The 17,988-nt window shown below is 46.8% G+C and carries 17 protein-coding genes; 4 read left to right on the top strand and 13 right to left on the bottom strand.

What is annotated here, in order from left to right; genetic code table 11:
* Nucleotides 1-2 precede the first annotated feature (2 nt).
* The 9 genes from ACKTT1_RS01465 to mutM all read right to left on the bottom strand — a co-directional run bounded on the left by ACKTT1_RS01465 (nucleotide 3) and on the right by mutM (nucleotide 10,034).
* On the bottom strand, nucleotides 3-1,160 hold the full coding sequence (locus tag ACKTT1_RS01465) for an MFS transporter (RefSeq protein WP_412709907.1): 1,158 nt from the start codon (nucleotides 1,158-1,160) through the stop codon (nucleotides 3-5).
* The gene (locus ACKTT1_RS01460) at nucleotides 1,150-2,079 is read right to left on the bottom strand and encodes a sugar phosphate isomerase/epimerase family protein (RefSeq protein ID WP_412709906.1); all 930 of its coding nucleotides are present in this window, start codon (nucleotides 2,077-2,079) and stop codon (nucleotides 1,150-1,152) included. Before ACKTT1_RS01460 ends, ACKTT1_RS01465 begins: the two co-directional genes overlap by 11 nt.
* Nucleotides 2,080-4,098, bottom strand: coding sequence for a pyruvate dehydrogenase (acetyl-transferring) E1 component subunit alpha (gene pdhA / locus ACKTT1_RS01455; RefSeq protein WP_369017862.1), 2,019 nt, complete (start codon nucleotides 4,096-4,098; stop codon nucleotides 2,080-2,082).
* Between the two features lie 15 nt (nucleotides 4,099-4,113).
* Nucleotides 4,114-5,151: a zinc-dependent dehydrogenase gene (locus tag ACKTT1_RS01450; RefSeq protein ID WP_412709905.1), complete on the bottom strand. Its 1,038-nt coding sequence runs from the start codon at nucleotides 5,149-5,151 to the stop codon at nucleotides 4,114-4,116.
* Complete coding sequence (locus tag ACKTT1_RS01445) at nucleotides 5,148-6,338, bottom strand: hypothetical protein (protein ID WP_412709904.1); 1,191 nt, start codon at nucleotides 6,336-6,338, stop codon at nucleotides 5,148-5,150. The genes ACKTT1_RS01450 and ACKTT1_RS01445 overlap by 4 nt, the downstream gene beginning before the upstream one ends.
* On the bottom strand, nucleotides 6,335-7,291 hold the full coding sequence (locus ACKTT1_RS01440) for a carbohydrate kinase family protein (RefSeq protein WP_412709903.1): 957 nt from the start codon (nucleotides 7,289-7,291) through the stop codon (nucleotides 6,335-6,337). Before ACKTT1_RS01440 ends, ACKTT1_RS01445 begins: the two co-directional genes overlap by 4 nt.
* A 14-nt stretch (nucleotides 7,292-7,305) precedes the next feature.
* Nucleotides 7,306-8,259: a sugar-binding transcriptional regulator gene (locus ACKTT1_RS01435; RefSeq protein WP_369017866.1), complete on the bottom strand. Its 954-nt coding sequence runs from the start codon at nucleotides 8,257-8,259 to the stop codon at nucleotides 7,306-7,308.
* Between the two features lie 201 nt (nucleotides 8,260-8,460).
* Nucleotides 8,461-9,228 (bottom strand): ComF family protein, encoded by a 768-nt coding sequence (locus tag ACKTT1_RS01430; protein ID WP_369017867.1) that lies wholly within the window; start codon nucleotides 9,226-9,228, stop codon nucleotides 8,461-8,463.
* A 5-nt stretch (nucleotides 9,229-9,233) separates the two neighbouring features.
* On the bottom strand, nucleotides 9,234-10,034 hold the full coding sequence (mutM, locus tag ACKTT1_RS01425; RefSeq protein WP_369017868.1) for a bifunctional DNA-formamidopyrimidine glycosylase/DNA-(apurinic or apyrimidinic site) lyase: 801 nt from the start codon (nucleotides 10,032-10,034) through the stop codon (nucleotides 9,234-9,236).
* A 420-nt stretch (nucleotides 10,035-10,454) separates the two neighbouring features.
* Here mutM and ACKTT1_RS01420 point away from each other — a divergent pair, with 420 nt between their 5' ends.
* The 4 genes from ACKTT1_RS01420 to ACKTT1_RS01405 are packed head-to-tail and all read left to right on the top strand — an operon-like array spanning nucleotide 10,455 to nucleotide 14,268.
* A complete protein-coding gene (locus ACKTT1_RS01420) occupies nucleotides 10,455-11,402 on the top strand; it encodes an ABC transporter ATP-binding protein (protein WP_369017869.1) in 948 nt (315 codons plus the stop codon).
* The gene (locus ACKTT1_RS01415; protein WP_412709902.1) at nucleotides 11,399-12,115 is read left to right on the top strand and encodes a hypothetical protein; all 717 of its coding nucleotides are present in this window, start codon (nucleotides 11,399-11,401) and stop codon (nucleotides 12,113-12,115) included. Before ACKTT1_RS01420 ends, ACKTT1_RS01415 begins: the two co-directional genes overlap by 4 nt.
* A gap of 3 nt (nucleotides 12,116-12,118) precedes the next feature.
* Entirely contained in the window at nucleotides 12,119-12,940 is an 822-nt protein-coding gene (locus ACKTT1_RS01410; protein WP_369017871.1) for an ABC transporter permease subunit, read from the top strand.
* Nucleotides 12,940-14,268, top strand: coding sequence for a hypothetical protein (locus ACKTT1_RS01405; RefSeq protein ID WP_412709901.1), 1,329 nt, complete (start codon nucleotides 12,940-12,942; stop codon nucleotides 14,266-14,268). The genes ACKTT1_RS01410 and ACKTT1_RS01405 overlap by 1 nt, the downstream gene beginning before the upstream one ends.
* Before the next feature lie 72 nt (nucleotides 14,269-14,340).
* Here the strand turns inward: ACKTT1_RS01405 and ACKTT1_RS01400 are convergent, their stop codons facing one another.
* Genes ACKTT1_RS01400 through ACKTT1_RS01385 form a run of 4 tightly spaced genes read right to left on the bottom strand, consistent with a single transcriptional unit; the run spans nucleotide 14,341 to nucleotide 17,988 of the window.
* Nucleotides 14,341-15,252 (bottom strand): rhomboid family intramembrane serine protease, encoded by a 912-nt coding sequence (locus tag ACKTT1_RS01400; RefSeq protein WP_369017873.1) that lies wholly within the window; start codon nucleotides 15,250-15,252, stop codon nucleotides 14,341-14,343.
* On the bottom strand, nucleotides 15,245-15,973 hold the full coding sequence (locus tag ACKTT1_RS01395) for a DUF4234 domain-containing protein (protein WP_412709900.1): 729 nt from the start codon (nucleotides 15,971-15,973) through the stop codon (nucleotides 15,245-15,247). The genes ACKTT1_RS01400 and ACKTT1_RS01395 overlap by 8 nt, the downstream gene beginning before the upstream one ends.
* A 58-nt stretch (nucleotides 15,974-16,031) precedes the next feature.
* Nucleotides 16,032-16,973, bottom strand: coding sequence for a diguanylate cyclase (locus ACKTT1_RS01390; RefSeq protein WP_412709899.1), 942 nt, complete (start codon nucleotides 16,971-16,973; stop codon nucleotides 16,032-16,034).
* Complete coding sequence (locus ACKTT1_RS01385; protein WP_412710524.1) at nucleotides 16,948-17,988, bottom strand: acyl-CoA dehydratase activase; 1,041 nt, start codon at nucleotides 17,986-17,988, stop codon at nucleotides 16,948-16,950. The genes ACKTT1_RS01390 and ACKTT1_RS01385 overlap by 26 nt, the downstream gene beginning before the upstream one ends.

Below are 17,988 nucleotides of genomic sequence, written 5' to 3'. Positions count from 1 at the left end.
GTCTATGCCTCCTTTTTCAGGAAAAATCGAGAACTAAAGGTTGCCAACAACAACCCACTGAGCACAAGAACAAAAAAGAAAATAGAGCGCAGACCCAGATGGTCACCAAGAAAACCAAAGAGGTAAGGGAAAATCAAGGCCCCCAAACCTCCAAAGCCCACAACAAAACCCACACAGGCAAAGTGGTTCTCTTCAATGCGGGAGGTCAAATGAGCGATAATTAACGGCCAGATTCCCGAACATCCCAGACCTAAACCGCCAAAAGCCACCAGAGCAAGTTCCACACGACTTGTAAAGAGCAAAAACAAAAGCGAAATTATGTTAATCCCGCTTCCTATTCGTAAAAGAAGAGAATAATCCAAAAACCGGGAAAGGAAAGCAAACAGAAAACGACCCATGGTAATCATTGCCCAGAAAACTGCAATAGCTGCTCCTCCCCAGAAGACCGTGCCCTGCAACTCCCGCACCAGATAAGTGCTCATCCAGGAAGAAGAACCAATTTCTGCTCCCACATATAAAAGCATTGCCAGGGCTAAAATACCCAAAAACCCTTTCCACCTGGAAAGAAATTCCCTACTGATTTTTTCTCTCTGTGACACAGATACCCCAAAAAGATCCCTGGATCTGAAAATCAGAGTAGCCAGAAACATTGCCACAACTAAAAGCAAAATATAGAGAAGACGCCAGGAGACTCCGCGCGAAAGCAGAAAACCGGTGAGAAAGGGCCCTGCGCTTGCGCCTACTCCAAAGAAAACCTGGCTCAGGTTGAGTGCATACCCCTCGTCACCCGGAAAGAAGCGCGAAATCACTGTAGTCAAAGGAGCCTCAAGCAAACCCCCTCCAGCGCCAAGCAAAAGCATTCCCAGCGCAAGATAGAGAAAGGAGACAGCCACTCCCAACATGGCAAAACCAGCAATCAGGAAGAGATAGCAAACAAAAAGCACCCACCCTCCACCGAAAAACTGAGCCGACCAGCCACTCAGGAAGGTTAAAATTACATAGCTCAGATAATACATGAAAAACAGCCTTCCCCCAAGAGTGGCTGATAGCTTAAACTCTTGAAGCCAGACCGGTAAAACAGCACCATGCATAATCATCGATATGGCCAGGAATAAAAAGGAAACCCCTGCCAGAACAAAGAGCTTGGTCTTACTTTCCATAAAAGCGCACTATGGCCTCCTTCCAGTACTCAACACTTTGCTTCATGCTGGGAATAACGCTTTCCTCGCTGAGTGCATGAGCCGAGTAGAAAAACTCGAAAACCAGGATGGTCTTTTTGGCACCAGACGCCTCAATGGCTTCCAGAACTTTCTCGGGAACAATGACTCCCTGCGCATTATATTCTTCAGTAAAAGGCCAGTGACGACTACCCTTGCGGTCTGTCTGCTGAATATGAATGGAAGGAGAAAGATGTGCCAGCTCTCGCAACCAAGCATAGGCGTCCAGATCCCGAGGGTCTGAAGAACGCAGATAGCCATGTCCTACATCCAAGCAAAGCAAAACCGGAAGATACGACTTCTTGTTCGCAAGGTCCAGCATCCGCTTGGTTTCATCAATAGTGCAAGGAAGCTCCCGGGGTAAAGACATGGGTTCCCAGAGAAAATATTTTTGACCGCTCTGGCGGGCCACAAAGGTCAAATAGGCAATTTCCTCAAGCAAAACTTCGATCAAGAAATCCTTGCGCTGAGGGTTGCGCTCATCAAGCTGACTGAGACTGCCCACGTAGATGCCGGAAGCCTCGGCACCAAGGAGCGTACCCATGCGTACCAGCTTTTCGTACCAGCGAAGGTAACACCTGCGCATGCCCGGGTCTGGCTGTAAAAGAAGATTAAATTTATGAGCAGCCTCTCCAGTAGAAACAGTGTCGATGGAGACTCCCTTTGCCTGAGCTAACTCCCGGATGTAGGCACACTTCTCTTTTATTATCTCGTCATCAATGATTACTGGATCCAGTAAATCTACCGAAAACTGCACATGCTCAAGACCCAGTTCATCCTTAACCACCCGGAGCCACTCTTCGGGCTCCGGGAACCTGCCAATAGCGAAACAATTGTTGATGCCCAGCTGTATTTCAGCCATCTATATCTCTCCCTTTACAAGTTTTCGCGCTGCCTCCACAATGTCTTCAGTGAGGGGAATAGAATTATCCTCAAGGTACCGGCTACAGGGCACAGGCGCATCCTTGGCCCCCAAGCGGACCACGGGAGCATCCAGATAATCAAAGGCATTTTCCACAATCTGCATGCCAATTTCAGCACCAGCGCCACCTGTTTTACAACCCTCATGCACAATAATCACTCTACCAGTCTTGCGAATAGAATTACAGATGGTTTCTATGTCCAGGGGCAGTAAAGTACGCGGGTCAACAACTTCAATTTCAATACCCTCTTTAGCAAGAATCTCGGCTGCCTCAAGCGCCCTGAGAACCATTCTGGAGTAAGCGACCACAGTAACATCCTTACCCTCTCTTTTTACGTCTGCAAGACCCAGAGGAATGATGTATTCCTCTTCAGGAACCAGCCCTTTAGTATTGTAAAGCATCTTGTGCTCGATAAAAAGCACTGGATTGTCTTCTCGTATGGCTGCCTTGAGCAAGCCTTTGGCATCAAAGGGAGTAGCTGGCATCACCACTTTAAGACCGGGAACATGTACAAACCAGGATTCAAGGCTCTGGGCATGCTGGGCACCTGAAGAGCGACCACATCCACCTTCAGTACGAATAACCATGGGAACGCGAGCCTTACCGCCAAACATATAGCGAATTTTCGCTCCCTGATTGACCAGCTGGTCCATGCACAGGGTCATAAAGTCCACATACATGATTTCACCCACTGGACGCAAGCCAGTTACTGCAGCGCCAACACAGCACCCCACAATCGCCGCTTCAGAAATCGGAGTGTTGCGGACTCGTTCCCCTCCGAACTCCTGCCAGAGCCCACGAGTAACCCCATAAGCTCCCCCATAGAGCGCAATATCTTCACCAAGTAACACCACGTTTTCATCTCGACGAAGTTCCTCTCGCAAAGCCTCATTAAGTGCTTCCCGATAGGTCAATTCTCTCATCTTTTCCTGAGGAGCATACTCTGAAATGGAACGCACCACTTTGGTACCTTTCTTGCGCTCAATCTCTGCAAAGTCCTCTTCAACATAAACATCCCGAGTAATCTCCTCAAGAGGTGGATAGGGGCTTTTTTCTGCAAACTCAATTGCTTCTTCAACTTCTTTCTCTACTTCAGCATCGATACCTTTAATTTCTTCCTCAGTAGCAATGCCGTTTTCAAGCAGGTACTTGCGAAAGTTCTTTATGGGATCTCTCTCTTTCCACTGTTTTTCTTCTTCCCGGGTACGATAGGCACGGGGGTCACTTTTAGAATGCCCCAGATACCGATACGTCTTGCACTCAATAAGTGTTGGCCCCTCACCACGCCGGGCACGTTCTGCAGCCTGCTCAACAGCTTCTTTTACAGCCAAAACATCCATGCCATCCACTACCACTCCAGGAATACCGTAAGCCTGAGCGCGTTCGGCAATATCCTGGATTGGGAAAGCTTCAGCCACAGGAGTAGACATAGCATAGAGGTTGTTTTCACAGACAAAAACCACTGGTAGTTTCCATACCGAAGCCAGGTTCACTGCTTCGTGAAAGGCCCCGGTGTTCGCTGCTCCATCACCAAAGAAACAAACCGTTACTTTACCCGTATTTTTATACCGAGCAGTGAGCCCCGAGCCAACTGCAATGGGTATGCCTCCACCTACAATGCCATTGGCACCCAGATTGCCAGCATCCAGGTCTGCAATATGCAGTGAACCACCCTTACCCTTACAGTAGCCGGTTATCTTACCATAGAGCTCGGCCATCATGCGGTCCAGAGTAGCTCCTTTGGCAATACAGTGTCCGTGACCCCGATGAGTGGAAGTTATGTAATCATCAGGGTTAATGGCGTTGCAGGCACCCACAGCTACTGCTTCTTCACCAATGTAAAGATGGGTTGTCCCTCTTATCCGATCCTGCGCAAAAAGGTCACTCACTGTCTCCTCAAAACGCCTAATACGCAACATATCCCGGTACATTTTGAGAAGCTTTTCTTTGGATTCCATGAGAAAACCTCCTTCTTAAGGCTTAACCACGATTTTGAGGAATTTTCCTGTACTTGCTTCCTCCAAAGCTTCAGGCAACTCTTCAAGGGAAACTACCTTGCTGATGAAACGCTTTCCATCAACTCTTCCCGAAGCCATCAAAGAAAGAGCCAGAGCGTTATGTAAAGGTGTAGAACCTGAGGTGCCATGCACAAAAATCTCTCGGTAATGGATCAGGTTGGCATCCAGTTGCACCAGACGGTCATCCCCGGGCAGGCCTCCAAAGAAATTAACTCTGGCCCGAGGTGCAGCATAAAGCAGCGCCTCTTCCTGAGCTTTCTTTGCAGGGGCAGCAATAATAATTACGGTGGGGCCTATGCCTTCCGTGATTTCCTGAAGCACCTTGCCAAGGTCTTCCTTCTGAGGATTCAGGTAATAATCAGCCCCAAAGTGGCGAGCAAGCTCCAGACGGTCTTCCTTAATTTCAGAAACGATAACCCGTGACGCACCAAGCGACCTGGCTAAAGCGATGTGCATACAGCCCACCGGACCGGCTCCCACAATCAGCACATAATCACCAACCCCTACCTGAGAAAGGAGCTGACCGTTCAAAGCGCAGGCCAGGGGTTCGGCAATGGCTGCCTCTTCAAAGCTCAGGTTGTCGGGAATCCGGTTCAAATTCCCACCCTCCACTACCCGGCGTGGGATAACCATATACTCTGCAAAACCTCCTGGATAGTGGTACCCCAGAGCTTTGAAATTCTGGCAAAGGTTGGTCTGCCCCCTGCGGCAGAAAAAACAAACTCCACAATGCACAATAGGAGCAACTGCTACTCGATCGCCTACCTGGTAACCAGTTACTCTACTTCCTTTATCAGCAACCACTCCTGCTATCTCATGGCCAATAATCTGGGGTGGATGCACGTTGTGGTGACCATGGTGGAAAATACGCACATCGGTACCGCAAATGGCACAGGCTTCAACCTTCAGGAGAATTTCATCATCTGCAAACCGAGGAATTGGTTGTTCCTCAATCCGCATATCTTTTATCCCGTAAAAAACCGCTGCCTTCATTGTCTCCACTCCTTTTTGCGCACACGCAATTTCTGGTATTCTTCGAGCACCCTGTGAGCAAAATCGCTTTCAGGGTCTAGTTCACAAACCTCCTTCAACACAGCTTTTACCCCTTTAGCTACGATAAGCTCCTGCAATTTCTGTGCTTCCTGGTCCTCAGGCCAGTCATAAAGCAGCGCAGCGGCAAGACAAAGTGCCACAAAGTTGGGAAAAATCCCCTGGGACATACAAAGCATGGCAGCCCCCACTATCCTGTCCTGAGGCTTTAGCTTGCGCAAGGGGTCTCTGGCAACCCTCTGCACTGTGTCCATCAAAAGCGGATTGGCAAAACGCTCTCTTAGGTCCTTAACCAGCTCTGTGTGCTCCTTAGGATCAAGATCTGGATATTTCTGGAGCAAGGCCTTGCTTACTTCCTGCCAGGCACCGTCCAGGATGCTTGCAATTTCTTCATCATTAATTGCTTCATGAATATAGCGATACCCTTTTAAATAACCCCAATAAGCTAAAACGGCGTGGCCCAGGTTATGAATAAACAATTTGCGGTCCATCTCTGCCACAAAATTTTTAACCGGAACCAATCCCACAATGCGAGGCATCTCACCTCTCACTGCTTTCGCATCATAGGGTAAACGGTAATAGTGCTCGGCAACCAGAAAAAGAGGATCATCCACACCAAAGCGAGCATCCACAACAGGAACCATACGTGCTATAACCGTACCCACAAAACCAACTTTCTCGGCAACAAACTTCCTCTCTTCTTCACCTTCCAGATGCTCCAGCACCAGATTTCGCAACACTTGAGGTGCGTCTTTCAGGTTTTCACAGCAAAGAACGTTAATGGCTTCTCCGCTTTCTCGACACCGCTGAGCAAAACCCGCAGCTAAAAAAGGCGCAATGGCAGGAAGATTGTGAGCCCCTACCGCAGTAGCAATAATTTTTGCCGCACTTATCGCCTGAGAAATTTTTTCTTTCTCAGAAGGCAAAAAAGCTCTGACTTTATCTATCTTCAAATCGACACTGCTTCCGTCTTTTTTTAGCAACCTGAGTGGATACCATCCCCGACTGTTCAATGCTCTGACCAGTTCCTCTCTTGCTTCCACAAACACCGTTTCCAGGCCTGATTCCCGGAAAAGGTGGGCCATAAAGCCCCGACCAATGTTGCCTGCCCCAAACTGTACGCCAATCAATTGACTTCCCCTCCTAAATAGGCACTGTTTGACCTGATAAACTCGGCAACCTCTTCAAAGCTACCCACACCTTCAGTAGCACCCATCATCTGAACACACATAGCCCCACAGGCATTGGCAAAGCGACCTACCTGATACCAGTCCCAGCCCCTGAGGTATCCAAAGATAAATCCTGCTGCAAAGGCATCACCAGCACCAGTGCCATCAACGGCTTCTACAGTAAAAGGTGGAACCAGCACCTTGTCTTGAGGGGTCATGATAAAACTCCCCTGAGGGCCCATTTTTATAGCCACCACTTGAATCCCAAACTTCAAGAAAAAAGCCCCAATATCAGGAAGTTCTTCCTTCCCCGAGATTCTGGATGCTTCATCATAATTGGAAATCAGGATATCCAGATGTGGCACAACCGGCTCCAGAAGAGAGAACCAGGAACCGGTGTCATCCCAGGCGGTATCCAGCGAAGTTGTTTTTCCTAAAGCTTTTGCTCTTTTAAGAAGTAAAGCTGTTTCTTCGCCATCAAAACCGGGCATTAAAAAGCTCCCTGCAACATGCACCAGTTGAGAAGCGGCAAGCATTTCGTCACTTATGTCCTGAGAACGCAGGGTTCGATTAGCTCCAGGATAATGCAGAAAAGTCCGCTCACCTGAGGAATCAAGCAACACCATGGTAGCCGAAGTGTTTGCCTGATCAGTAAAAAGTATCCCAGAGGTATCCATACCCCTCCTGCGCAGAGAATTGATGATGAACTCTCCTAACCCATCCCGACCTACTTTACCTATAATCTGGACTTCCTCTCCCAGCTTGTGAAGATCTACCCCTGTGTTATGGGCGCAACCTCCAACATGGAGAGACATTTCATCCACAAGCAGGAGCTTCCCTTTTTCAGGAAAATTTTCAATAGGCCTTCCAATCAAATCAGCAACCAGAATTCCCACACAGAGTACTCGAGCCACATCTATACCCCCTTTCAGGAAGCGTTCAAAATCTCCCAAGCAGTGCGCTCATCAGTAATCAATATTTTCACAAAGCCCCCCCTCAAAGCCCCCAGAATGGCGGGCACTTTGTTCAATCCTCCAGCTATTCCAATCACATTCTGCATGGAACGTAGGTCAGAAAGAGGCAAAGCTACAGTACGATCATGCAAGGGAGTGTCCAGAATTTGGCCATTCCGGTCGTAGAACTGACCCACGATATCGCCCACTGCGCCTCGCTGGCGCAGAAGCTCCAATTCCTGATACTCAATAAACCCGGTAAGGGCGTAAATCGAATGGCGGGCATCCACTGCCCCAATGCCTACTAAAGACCATTTCGCTTTTCGAGCAAGCTCCAGGGTTTTTTGGTTGATGCGCTCGTTGAGGTAAAAGTCCCGTATCTCCTTGTTTTCCACCACTGCCGGTGCATAGAGGTAATAGCATTCTCCATCAAAAATGGAGGCCAGACGTTCACCAATGGTGTAGGGATTGAGGGAAGCAGAAGCCGTAAGTCCACCTACCAGGGTGACAAACTTAAGGTTCTTCACTTTGGCATTTTTCACAGAAAGAGCAACCTGCTTTAAGGTTCTTCCCCAGGCAATGCCCACCAGGTCACCATCACGGAGCACCCGCTCCAAGTACCAAGCTCCCGCCTTACCCAGAACTTCAAAGACGTCATTTTGAGGAAGACAGGGAACCACCATTGCATCCTGCAAAGAGAAGCGCTTGCATATTTCCCTTTCCACACGCAAACAATTCCCAAAAGGAGATTCGATGGCAAAGCGCACAATGCCTATCTTCTGGGCTTTGTCGAGCAAGCGAGCAACCTTGGGCTGGGAAAGGCTTAGCTGTTGAGCAATCTCACGTTGAGTAAGGCCTTCCATATAATGCAACCAGGCCACTCGGGTAATCAATTCCACTTCTTCCAAAGAAAGCTCGCTGATTTTCATTGGAATGAATATTCAAAAAATGAATTTTAATTCAATTATACCACGTTAAGAGAATTCGTCCAGGTTCTCCTAATGACAAATTATTTATAGCCTGAATTAGTATTCCAATAACCCGAACTCAGGCAGAGGCAATTCGAACTCCCTCAAAAAGTAGCGTTGACTACCCAGGCAGTATAAAAAGTTGGGTCACGTTGATAACTTTCAGGTGAGCGAAGAAGTAGCACAGGTTAAAACCATCACTCTTTTGCTTCCCGCTTTCAAAAGAGTTCTCGCCAGGCTCTCCACCGTGGCTCCTGATGTAAACACATCATCGACAATCAAAATCTCCTTATCAACCAGGTCGTGGGGACGCACCACGCAAAAGGCGTTCTTGAGATTTTTCTCCCGCTCTTTGTGGGAAAGGCCAACCTGAGGCAGGGTAGATTTCACTCGCCGCACGCCAGAGAGAACTGGTAGGTTAAACCCCTCTGCCACGTAGCGAGCAAGCAACAGAGACTGATTAAAGCCTCGCTCTCGTAAACGGCTTCTGTGCAGTGGAACAGCCACGATTCCATCTACTTTCCGTAAAAAAGGGTTGCGCTCGAGATATTCCAGCATAAGGTTTCCCAGAAAAGGAAGCAGGGTGGTAATGCCTCGATACTTAAAAGCGTGAATGCACTCTTTGAGAGGAGTTTCGTATAGGGCCACCGAACGGGCGCAGGCAAAAGAAAAACTTTTATGGCGGCAGTACCGGCATATTCGACTCTGGGTGCTATCCAGGGGTCGCCCGCAAACACTGCATATGGAATCCCCAAGCAACTTAACTCTCTCTAAACAGGAATTACAGAGTGGGAATCCTCCTTCGGGAACATAATGCCCGCAGACCACGCAGTGCTGTGGAAACAGAAAATCGAGCAAACCTTCCCAAAGAGAGCTTTTTCGGTGTCTCCAGGTTACAAAATCAATGCGCTTTATGTTTGACTCCTCCAAAACGGTCAGTCACACTGAGTTCTCTGGCAAAAAGAACAGAAAAAAGTGCTTCGGGATTGGATTTTCTCCCGTTTTATTTCCCGACCACAAACAGGACAGTTGGCCTTCCCGTAAACCAGTAGAAACTCCTGAAATCCACCCTCTTCACCCTCACCATGGCTGAAATCCCGAATGGTGGTACCCTGAAGTGCTATAGCCTTTTTTAGAACCTCAAGGATGGTTACAAAAAGTCTTTCTTTTTGACTTGTAGAAAGCGTCGACACCGGAGTTCGAGGGTGAATCCCGGACCGAAAAAGAATCTCGTTCACATATATATTGCCCAGACCCGCCACATAATGCTGGTCCATAAGAAAACTTTTGACCTGAGTCTTCTTGCCTTCAAAGAGCTTCAAGAAGTTCTCCAGAGTAAATTCGGAAGAAAGAGGGTCTATACCTATCTTTTCCCAGAAAACTTTCTGTTCCTGAGAAGTCAAGTATTGCAGGCGACCAAATCTTCTGGTATCCAGGTAGAAAAGCCAGTTCCCGTGAAAGCAAAAAACAAACCTAAGATAGGGTGAGGTAATCTTTTGCTGAGAAAATACAAAGCGACCAGTCATTCCCAGGTGAGAAAGAATCCAGTTACCATCATCAAGCTGAAAAAAGAGAAATTTTCCCTTGCGCAAAACATCCTGGATCACTTTCTTTTCAACTCTTTCCGAGGGTAAAACAAACTTAGGATCCAGGCTCTCAACACCCAGTATTTCCCTGCCTTTGACCCATTGCAAAAGCTCTCTGCGTACAACTTCAACCTCAGGAAGCTCAGGCATAGACAATCCCTTCAAAAAAGCAACACATCGCGCCACTTCTTTACCAGTGTGACAGTTCCCTTGCCAATTTTCTTCAAAGAACGGAAATCAAAAAGTTCTTCAAAGCTTGTCCAATCCTTGAAAAAAACCTTATAATATAGATGTCAATTTAATTTTTCAAGCTCCTGAGGAGGGGGCCTGGGGAGCTCGCTAAATTTTTCTCTTCACCTGGGGAGCTCCCCGGGTGAGCAAAACTCAAGGAAAAATAACACGAAACCTTCCAAAAATCAAGTACCCCTACCTCAAAAGAAAAAACCCCTTTTTCAGCTACTTCTGGAACTTTTTCAGAAAATCCGCAATAATACTTTTTGAGTATTGCTGTCTCTCTGTCTATTTACTTTATTTGGCTATCTTAAAGAAGGGGGGTAAAGGTGAAACCACATGATCCAGACCATTGACCTCTGTAAAGAATATGACGGCTTCAAAGCGGTGGACAATCTCAACTTACAGGTAGAAAAAGGCGACATCTATGGTTTTTTAGGACCCAATGGAGCAGGTAAGACTACCACCATAATGATGCTTTTGGGCATTATTCCACCCACAAGCGGCAAAATTTACCTTCTTGGTGAAGAATTGAAAGAGGGCAACATCGATGTTAAAAGACGCATCGGCGTGGTTTCTGAAAACCAGTACTTTTACAAGGAAATGACTGCCCAGGAATACCTTGAGTTTTTTGCAGAGCTTTACGAAGTACCCAACGCCCAAAAAAGAATAGACACCCTCATGGAAGCGGTGGGATTGCAGGGTGACAAAAACAAAAAGCTGGGAGCGTATTCCAAAGGTATGCAGCAAAAGCTTGCTTTTGTCAGAGCCCTGCTCCACGATCCAGAACTTTTAATCCTTGATGAACCGGTAGCCAACCTGGACCCCACCAGTATCAAGCAAATTCGAGACCTTATTGAGGAAGAAAATCGGGCGGGAAGGACTGTTTTCATTTCTTCCCATCTTCTTTCTGAAGTGGAGAAGCTTTGCAAAAAGGTGGCTATCATCAACAAGGGGAAACTCCTTGCCGAAGACACCATGGACAATATAAAAAGAAAACTTTCTGACGCCATGCACCTTCAAGTAGAACTCGACAGGGAAGCTACCGAATTGCAACCAGTTCTTCAGTCTTTCCCTTGGGTACGCTCGGTATCCATAGAAAACAATCGCTTAGAAATTGCGCTTAGCACAGACCGCGATTACCGACTTGAGCTTTCCAAAACTATTTTTGAGAAAGGATTTTTCATCCTATCCATGACTCTTAAAGAAATGAGTCTCGAAGAAGCCTTCATCACCATAACTCAGCACAACATATCACTCCTTACCCGAGGGGAGGCACAGCAATGAAAGGGAAAAAAAGAAGACTTGTTCTTTTAGCCACCATTGGAGGCTTGGTCGCTGTCCTGCTGATTGCTTCCTACTTCTCGCTCCGAGTCAACTACGGCATACTGGAAGGTACAGTTATCGATGAGTACTCCAAAGATTACGTGCCCCGATTACGAATCACCATCGCCGGAAAAACCAATCTCATCTTCCGAGACACCTATTACAGCTTCACCAAACTTCCTCCCGGAAAACATGTGCTAAAAGCTGAATCGCCGTACTACTTCCCCATTTCTCAGGAAGTAGTGATTAAGCGAGGCAAGAACAAACTGGACCTGGTCATGAAGGGCAAAGAAATCCCCGATCTGGCTGGAATTATTTGTTTCTCAGACCCGGTGGAACGAGGTGTTCAAATTGAAGTGCGTTACAAAGATTCCAAGGGAATAGGCATATCCGAATTCCCTGGTATGCCCATAAATCTTGAAGTCAAACTGTATGTGCGAGAAGGTGACGAAGATAACTACAGCCGGGGAAGACTTATTTACGAAGGCCCAGTTGAGCTTTTCTGGGATCCCAAAGCTTACTTGGCCAAAAACAAAGGCATCATACCCTGGGATAAACTATCCATCGATCCTGAAAAAGAGAAATACGGCATCATGGAGCTGGTTCTTCATACACCCCAGGGAGATTTTGAAGACGTCATCGAAGACGTGCAGCTCTTTAGGGAGGAGGAATAAATAATGTCTCGAAGGGGAAAAGTGGTAAGAGTCCTTTTCAAAAGAGACCTTTTGTATACTCTCTATAGCTTCGGCTACTATGCAATGCTCTTTGTCTCCTTCTTTGCTTCTTCGTTCATTCTCAAAAATTTCTTGACCAGCATCAACGAAGAAGACATACTGGTTTCTGCTTACCCTCTTAACTATCCTCTCTACATCACCATAATCATTATTTCTCTGTACCTGGTCATCGTATCGGCTATTTCCATTTCCAGAGAAAGAGAACAGGGAACACTTGAGGTGCTTTTTTACGGACCGGTTACTGCAGGAAGCTTTCTGGCCAGTAAATTTCTGAAAGACCTGTTCCTGGGAATCATTTCACTGGGTTTTACCGCCTGTTACTTCTATCTGGTCAGTGCTTTCACCAACCTGGGTTTTACCACAGGGCTCATTAAAGCCCTGATTATGGGCATATTTCTCATTGCCTGTGTAGTAAGTTTTGGCCTGTTTATCTCCTCCCTCACCGGCCGTATCAGAAGCTCGGTGCTGGCGCTGGTTGCCATTTTGGGAGCCTTTCTGGCCGTACAGCTTGCCTATAACACACTGCTTGGTTTTGAGAAAGAAGCACTCTCTGTCCCCATGCTTTACCTCCGACAAACACTGCACTTTGTCTTTAGAGCCATTAACTGGATATCGCCATTTGCTTTCTTGAGCCGGGGTTTGGATTCCATTGTTCTGGAAAGCACGGCTCTGTACCTTCAGAACATTATCTATTGTGTTATCTACTCCATAATTTTCCTGATACTCTCTATCTACTCCATGAAGAAAAGGGGGGTTAAAGCTTAATGAACTGGCAAAAACTGATCCCATTCGTTTTACTGCTGGCAATCGCCTTAGGAGGCAGCGCTTTTGCTCAGCCCCCGGCTTTCCGCGAGCAATTGGTTTACTCTCTTGCTTCTTTCAACGGTGCAACCTTTAGCAAAAGCTTTTGCCCCCAGAGTGAGGATACACTCTACTTCATTGCCAACCAGGAAAACGTCGTAAATCCTCGAAAAACCATTGTCTATTATTGGCCGATAACCCGCAGATACATGGCGGGCTTCAGTACCTTGAACGAAGATGTGCCGGGAAAAATAGAAATTCTGAAAGACGGCAAAGTCATCCAAACTTTGGAAAAGCGCAAGTACTCTTTCTACTATCCTGAAGGATACTGGTCCGAAAAAACGATTATTTGCCTCGACGACGAAGCGGACACCTACTACCAGAAATACAAGGATGCCGTAGAAGAATTCAATCAGAAGCTAAAAGAGTATTACCAGAAAATGACTGAATACCGCAAAAAGCTAAACGAATTTTTCGAAGAAGTGCGTCGCAGAAGAGAACAGGGCGAAACTGGGCCACTCGATATCCCCATTCCCAAAGAACCTCAACCTCCCGAATTTGTTAAGTTCTACGCCACAGAACCCCAAGAAGCTTTCATAATCAAGCTTCCTCCAGGCCATTACCAAATCCGCCTGGTGCTCGAAGATGGAACCATCTTTGAGGGCAGTGAAAAGAAAGTGGTGGTCTTTGAAAGTCGACGTAAAGGAGGTATTGGCTACGAGATAATACCTGGTAATCGCTGGACCAAAGAGGAAAATTGTGATGATCCTTCCTGGATTATTCATGCGGTAGGGAAAAACAACCTCTACTTTAAGCCCTTTTACCAGGAAGAATACAACGAGCTTTATCACAACAAACTTCAGGACCCACAAAACATTGGTAGAATAGAACGCTTCAAGTGGGTCCACACCGAAGAAGTGAAAAACGCCTATCTTCTATTCGGAAAAGGGGAAGAAATTATACAAAAAGTGGAAAGGGCGCCTTACTTTGTAAAGCAGGTACCTGGACCCGAGCTCGGTTATGAAATACTCCCTTATGATGAAGAACTCAAAAAACAAGGTTACCAGCCCACCTTCGAAGGTTACAAAATATCGCTTTCGGAAAATTTAGCCAAAACCGACTACACGATTCAAATGGTTGATGCCGAAAAAGGAGAACCACTACCTAAAAGCGAAAGAACTATTCGCATGCTTAAAAAAGAAAATCACGTATACCTTTATCCCATCGCTGTTTTCCCTCTGGTGATTGGTGCAGTGGTTGCCCTCTCCAGGCTTCGAAAGGTAGAACGTTAACCATCCAGGGGTGGCTTTCCGCCACCCCTTATTTGATGAAGTGTGCAGCAACCTCAAACCAACAGAAAAGTTTTAGCGCTCATAAATCAGTCCCCGGTATCTTTTTAGAACATCCTCCCGCCATTCAAGAAATTCAGACCTTATCTCCTGCCACAGGGCAATACCACCACTTCCTGAAAGGAAACGGAGTAGCTTCTCTTGCAAAGAGCGAGCCCTCCCATCCGGAGCAACCAGACGGGAAACTTCCTCTGGTCTGACTTGCTGACCGTTTTCGATTCTCAAAAGAAAACCCTGAAAAGCATTGTGAAAAACTACCACATCGTCAAGAGAAGCAGTAGTCCGCCAACCAAAAAAGGGTGTAAAAAAGGAAAGAAAGCTGAAGCCCACAAAAAGGATAGTCAACCAGTATGCAATCTCTTCTACAGTTTTCTGCCACCTTCGCCAGGAAACACCTACTGGAAGCAGCCAGCCAAGCAACATGCCACACAGAAGGCCACCTATGTGTGCAGCATTGTCTATGGTGGGCACCGCCAAACCAATCACCAGGTTAATAATTATGAACGGCAAGATGTTCAGGGCCAGGCGGTTTAAAGGAGTGTTGCGGTGTTTCATCCCCCCTGCAAAAAGAGCACCTGCCAGACCAAATATCGCTCCACTTGCACCAACACCCACTTGCTGATAATTCAGAAAATAAGAAAAAACACTTCCACTCAAGCCACAGAGAAAATAAATCCCCAAAAATTTCCTTTGCCCAAAAATTCCCTCCACCAGGTGTCCCAATTGATAAAGGGCATAAGAATTGAAAAGCAAATGCCACAAATTCCCATGCAAAAATATGCAAATAACCAGCCGCTGCCATTCTCCATAAGCGATAAGGGGGCCGTATTTGGCCCCCAATCGCAAAAGATTGGAAACTGTAAAACCACCACTTAAAATCGTGGCCAGAAAAAAGATAAAATTAAAGAGAATCAGGTAATTAACCATTGCTTCCCGAAGCCGCTAAAACCTCCTCCAGTTGTTTCCTGGCCTGGGCATCGCTATCAAGATAATGGTTGATTTCAAAGCTCAGCTTGACCAGAAGGTAGAGCCAGTAGATAGCGAAAGTGATAACACTAAGCACGATGAACAAAACAATGTTGCGTCGAGGAATACGGTAAATCTCTATCTGAGCACTAATTTTTCCCCTACCACGGAGGTAGTTGTAGAATTTATCCTTGATGTCGGAAAGGCGATTGGTGGTTTTGAAAATATGAGAAAGATATACAGCCAGAAAAATGAACCCGATTAAATTCAAAAGGAACGCAAACCATCCTACAAACAGAGCCACCAGATACAAAACGATATATACCCAGAAAGGCCAAAGAGGCACCATGAGCTCTTCCAACCTGCCCAGAATGAAACCAACCTCTCCCCGTAGCGGGTCTTCAGCATGTTCTTTGATGTTGGAGAGAAACTGCTGAGAATTCTTGACGTTGGTGTTGATGGCCTTTGACCATTGGTAGAGAACTATTAACTGGAATATTGCCCCCAGAATACCGAATAACGCCACTATGCCCATTGACGCGAAAGCCCCGCCTATTCCCCCAGAAACCGCATAAGCTGCAGCGCTCAAAGCAAAAATCACCGCAAGGATAACAAATAAAACAGCAAGAATCGCCATAGCCGTACTTACCCGATCTTCCTCCATAAACTGAGAAAGAGCCATCCTTCTTCCCTCCTTATTAAAGGCTTACAGAATATACACCATTATAGAGTATTTAGGGCTAATCTTCATCCAGCCAGCAAATCACCCGATTGCGACCCGCTTCTTTAGCCCGGTAAAGCGCCATGTCTGCCTTACGCAAAGCATCGAAACGGTTCTTGGCTCGTTCCCTACCACACACTCCACAGGAAACGGTAACCACCCCATAAGGGGAATTACCGGGATGCTCGATCTGTAGCTCTTCCACTGCTTGACGCAATCTTTCGGCTACCAGCACTACTTCCTCATGCTGGGTAAAGGCACACAAAGCTACAAATTCCTCTCCGCCAAACCGAGCCACAAAATCCCCCTTGCGCACCTTCTCACTTAATACCTGTCCCAACCGATGCAGCAAGCGGTCTCCTTCTGGATGCCCAAAAGAATCATTATACTGCTTGAAGCGGTCAAGATCTGCCATCAAAATCGCATAATAGACACCGTAGCGAAGGTAGTTGTTCTCCCACTTTTCCAGTTCTTGATCAAAAAAACGACGATTGGGAAGGCCAGTCAAGGTATCAAACAGGGCCATTCTCTGCAACCTCTGGTTGAGCTCCTCAAGCGCCTTGTTTTTCTCCTCCAGTTCCCTGGTATAAAGCGCTACTTTAGCATGAACCTCAACTCGGGCAAGCAATTCTCTCATATCAAGTGGCTTGAGCAAGTAATCATTACCCCCAACCTCGAAGAATCTGATGCGCTCTTCTTTGTTATCCAGCGAAGTAATGAACAGGATAGGGAGATTGGCAAACTCTTTTCTTTCTCGTAACTTCCGACACACCGTTAACCCGTCGATGTCAGGAAGAACGATATCCAGGATTAAGACGTGATACGAAGCGAGGTCCTCAACGTTGAATACATCCTTCCCCCGCTCCAGGGTATGCACTTCAAAGCCCCGCTCTTCCAGAAAGTCCTTAATCATCCAGCGAATGGATTGCGAATCGTCAACGACCAGAACTTTGGGTCTCATCTGAGAAGGCAACTTCTCGCTCCAGGACAAAAGAAAGGTCTTCTTTAAATTTTTGAGTCACCGACCGAGGTGTCCATTTACCACACCGTGAACCCCAAAGGGCTTTAACTTCACCCTCTTCTTCCAGCACCACAACTTCGCAGGAATTAGGACAATCCAGACAGTTAAAGCTGAAGTTCTTAAAGCTTTTTTCGATAACCTCAAACCCCTGAAAGGCAGTCCGCGCTGGAGCATATTCCATAGCCAATATTGCCGCGCCCCAAGCCCCCATTACTCCGTGTTCAGGAGGAACGATGATTTTTTTCTTTCCTCCAAAGAAATCTCGAAATGCCTGCACAATGCCCTGGTTTGCAGCCACACCACCCTGAAAGACAATGGGGTCTTCAATTCGTTTACCGGTAGCTAAGTTGTTCATAAAGTTGCGCACCAGAGCCTCACACAAACCTTTGATAATCTCTGCCTTTCCAAATCCTAACTGCTGCTTATGAATCATGTCCGATTCAGCAAACACTGTACACCTTCCCGCAATTCTTACCGCCTGCTTGGCCTGTAAGGCAAGCTTCCCAAACTCTTCAATTGGTATATTCAGACGTACTGCCTGGTGCTCCAGGAAAGACCCAGTGCCCGCTGCACATATGGTGTTCATTGCAAAGTCTTCCACCACGCCATCCCTGATAATGATCAGCTTGGAATCCTGACCCCCAATTTCAAAAACAGTTCTAACTTCAGGAACCCTGGTCAAAGCGGCAACTGCATGAGCCGTTATTTCATTTTTGATGATATCCGCTCCCACCACCACACCAGCCAGGTGACGAGCACTGCCCGTCGTACCTACCGCTTTTATCTCTCCCCGAGGAGGAAAATGCGCTTTAATGTACTTCAAACCCTCTTTAAGCGCCGCAATGGGGTCGCCACTGGTTTTCAAATAACAGCTGGCTACAATATTTTTTCTGGCATCCATAAGTACAAACTTAGTGGTTACCGAACCAACATCCACACCCAGATAAAGTTCCAC

The sequence above is a fragment of the Atrimonas thermophila genome (assembly GCF_045864955.1).
Taxonomy (GTDB): Bacteria; Atribacterota; Atribacteria; order Atribacterales; family Thermatribacteraceae; genus Thermatribacter; species Thermatribacter velox.
The sequence above is the reverse complement of the archived record's forward strand: the minus strand, read 5'-3'. Positions and strand labels throughout refer to the sequence as shown.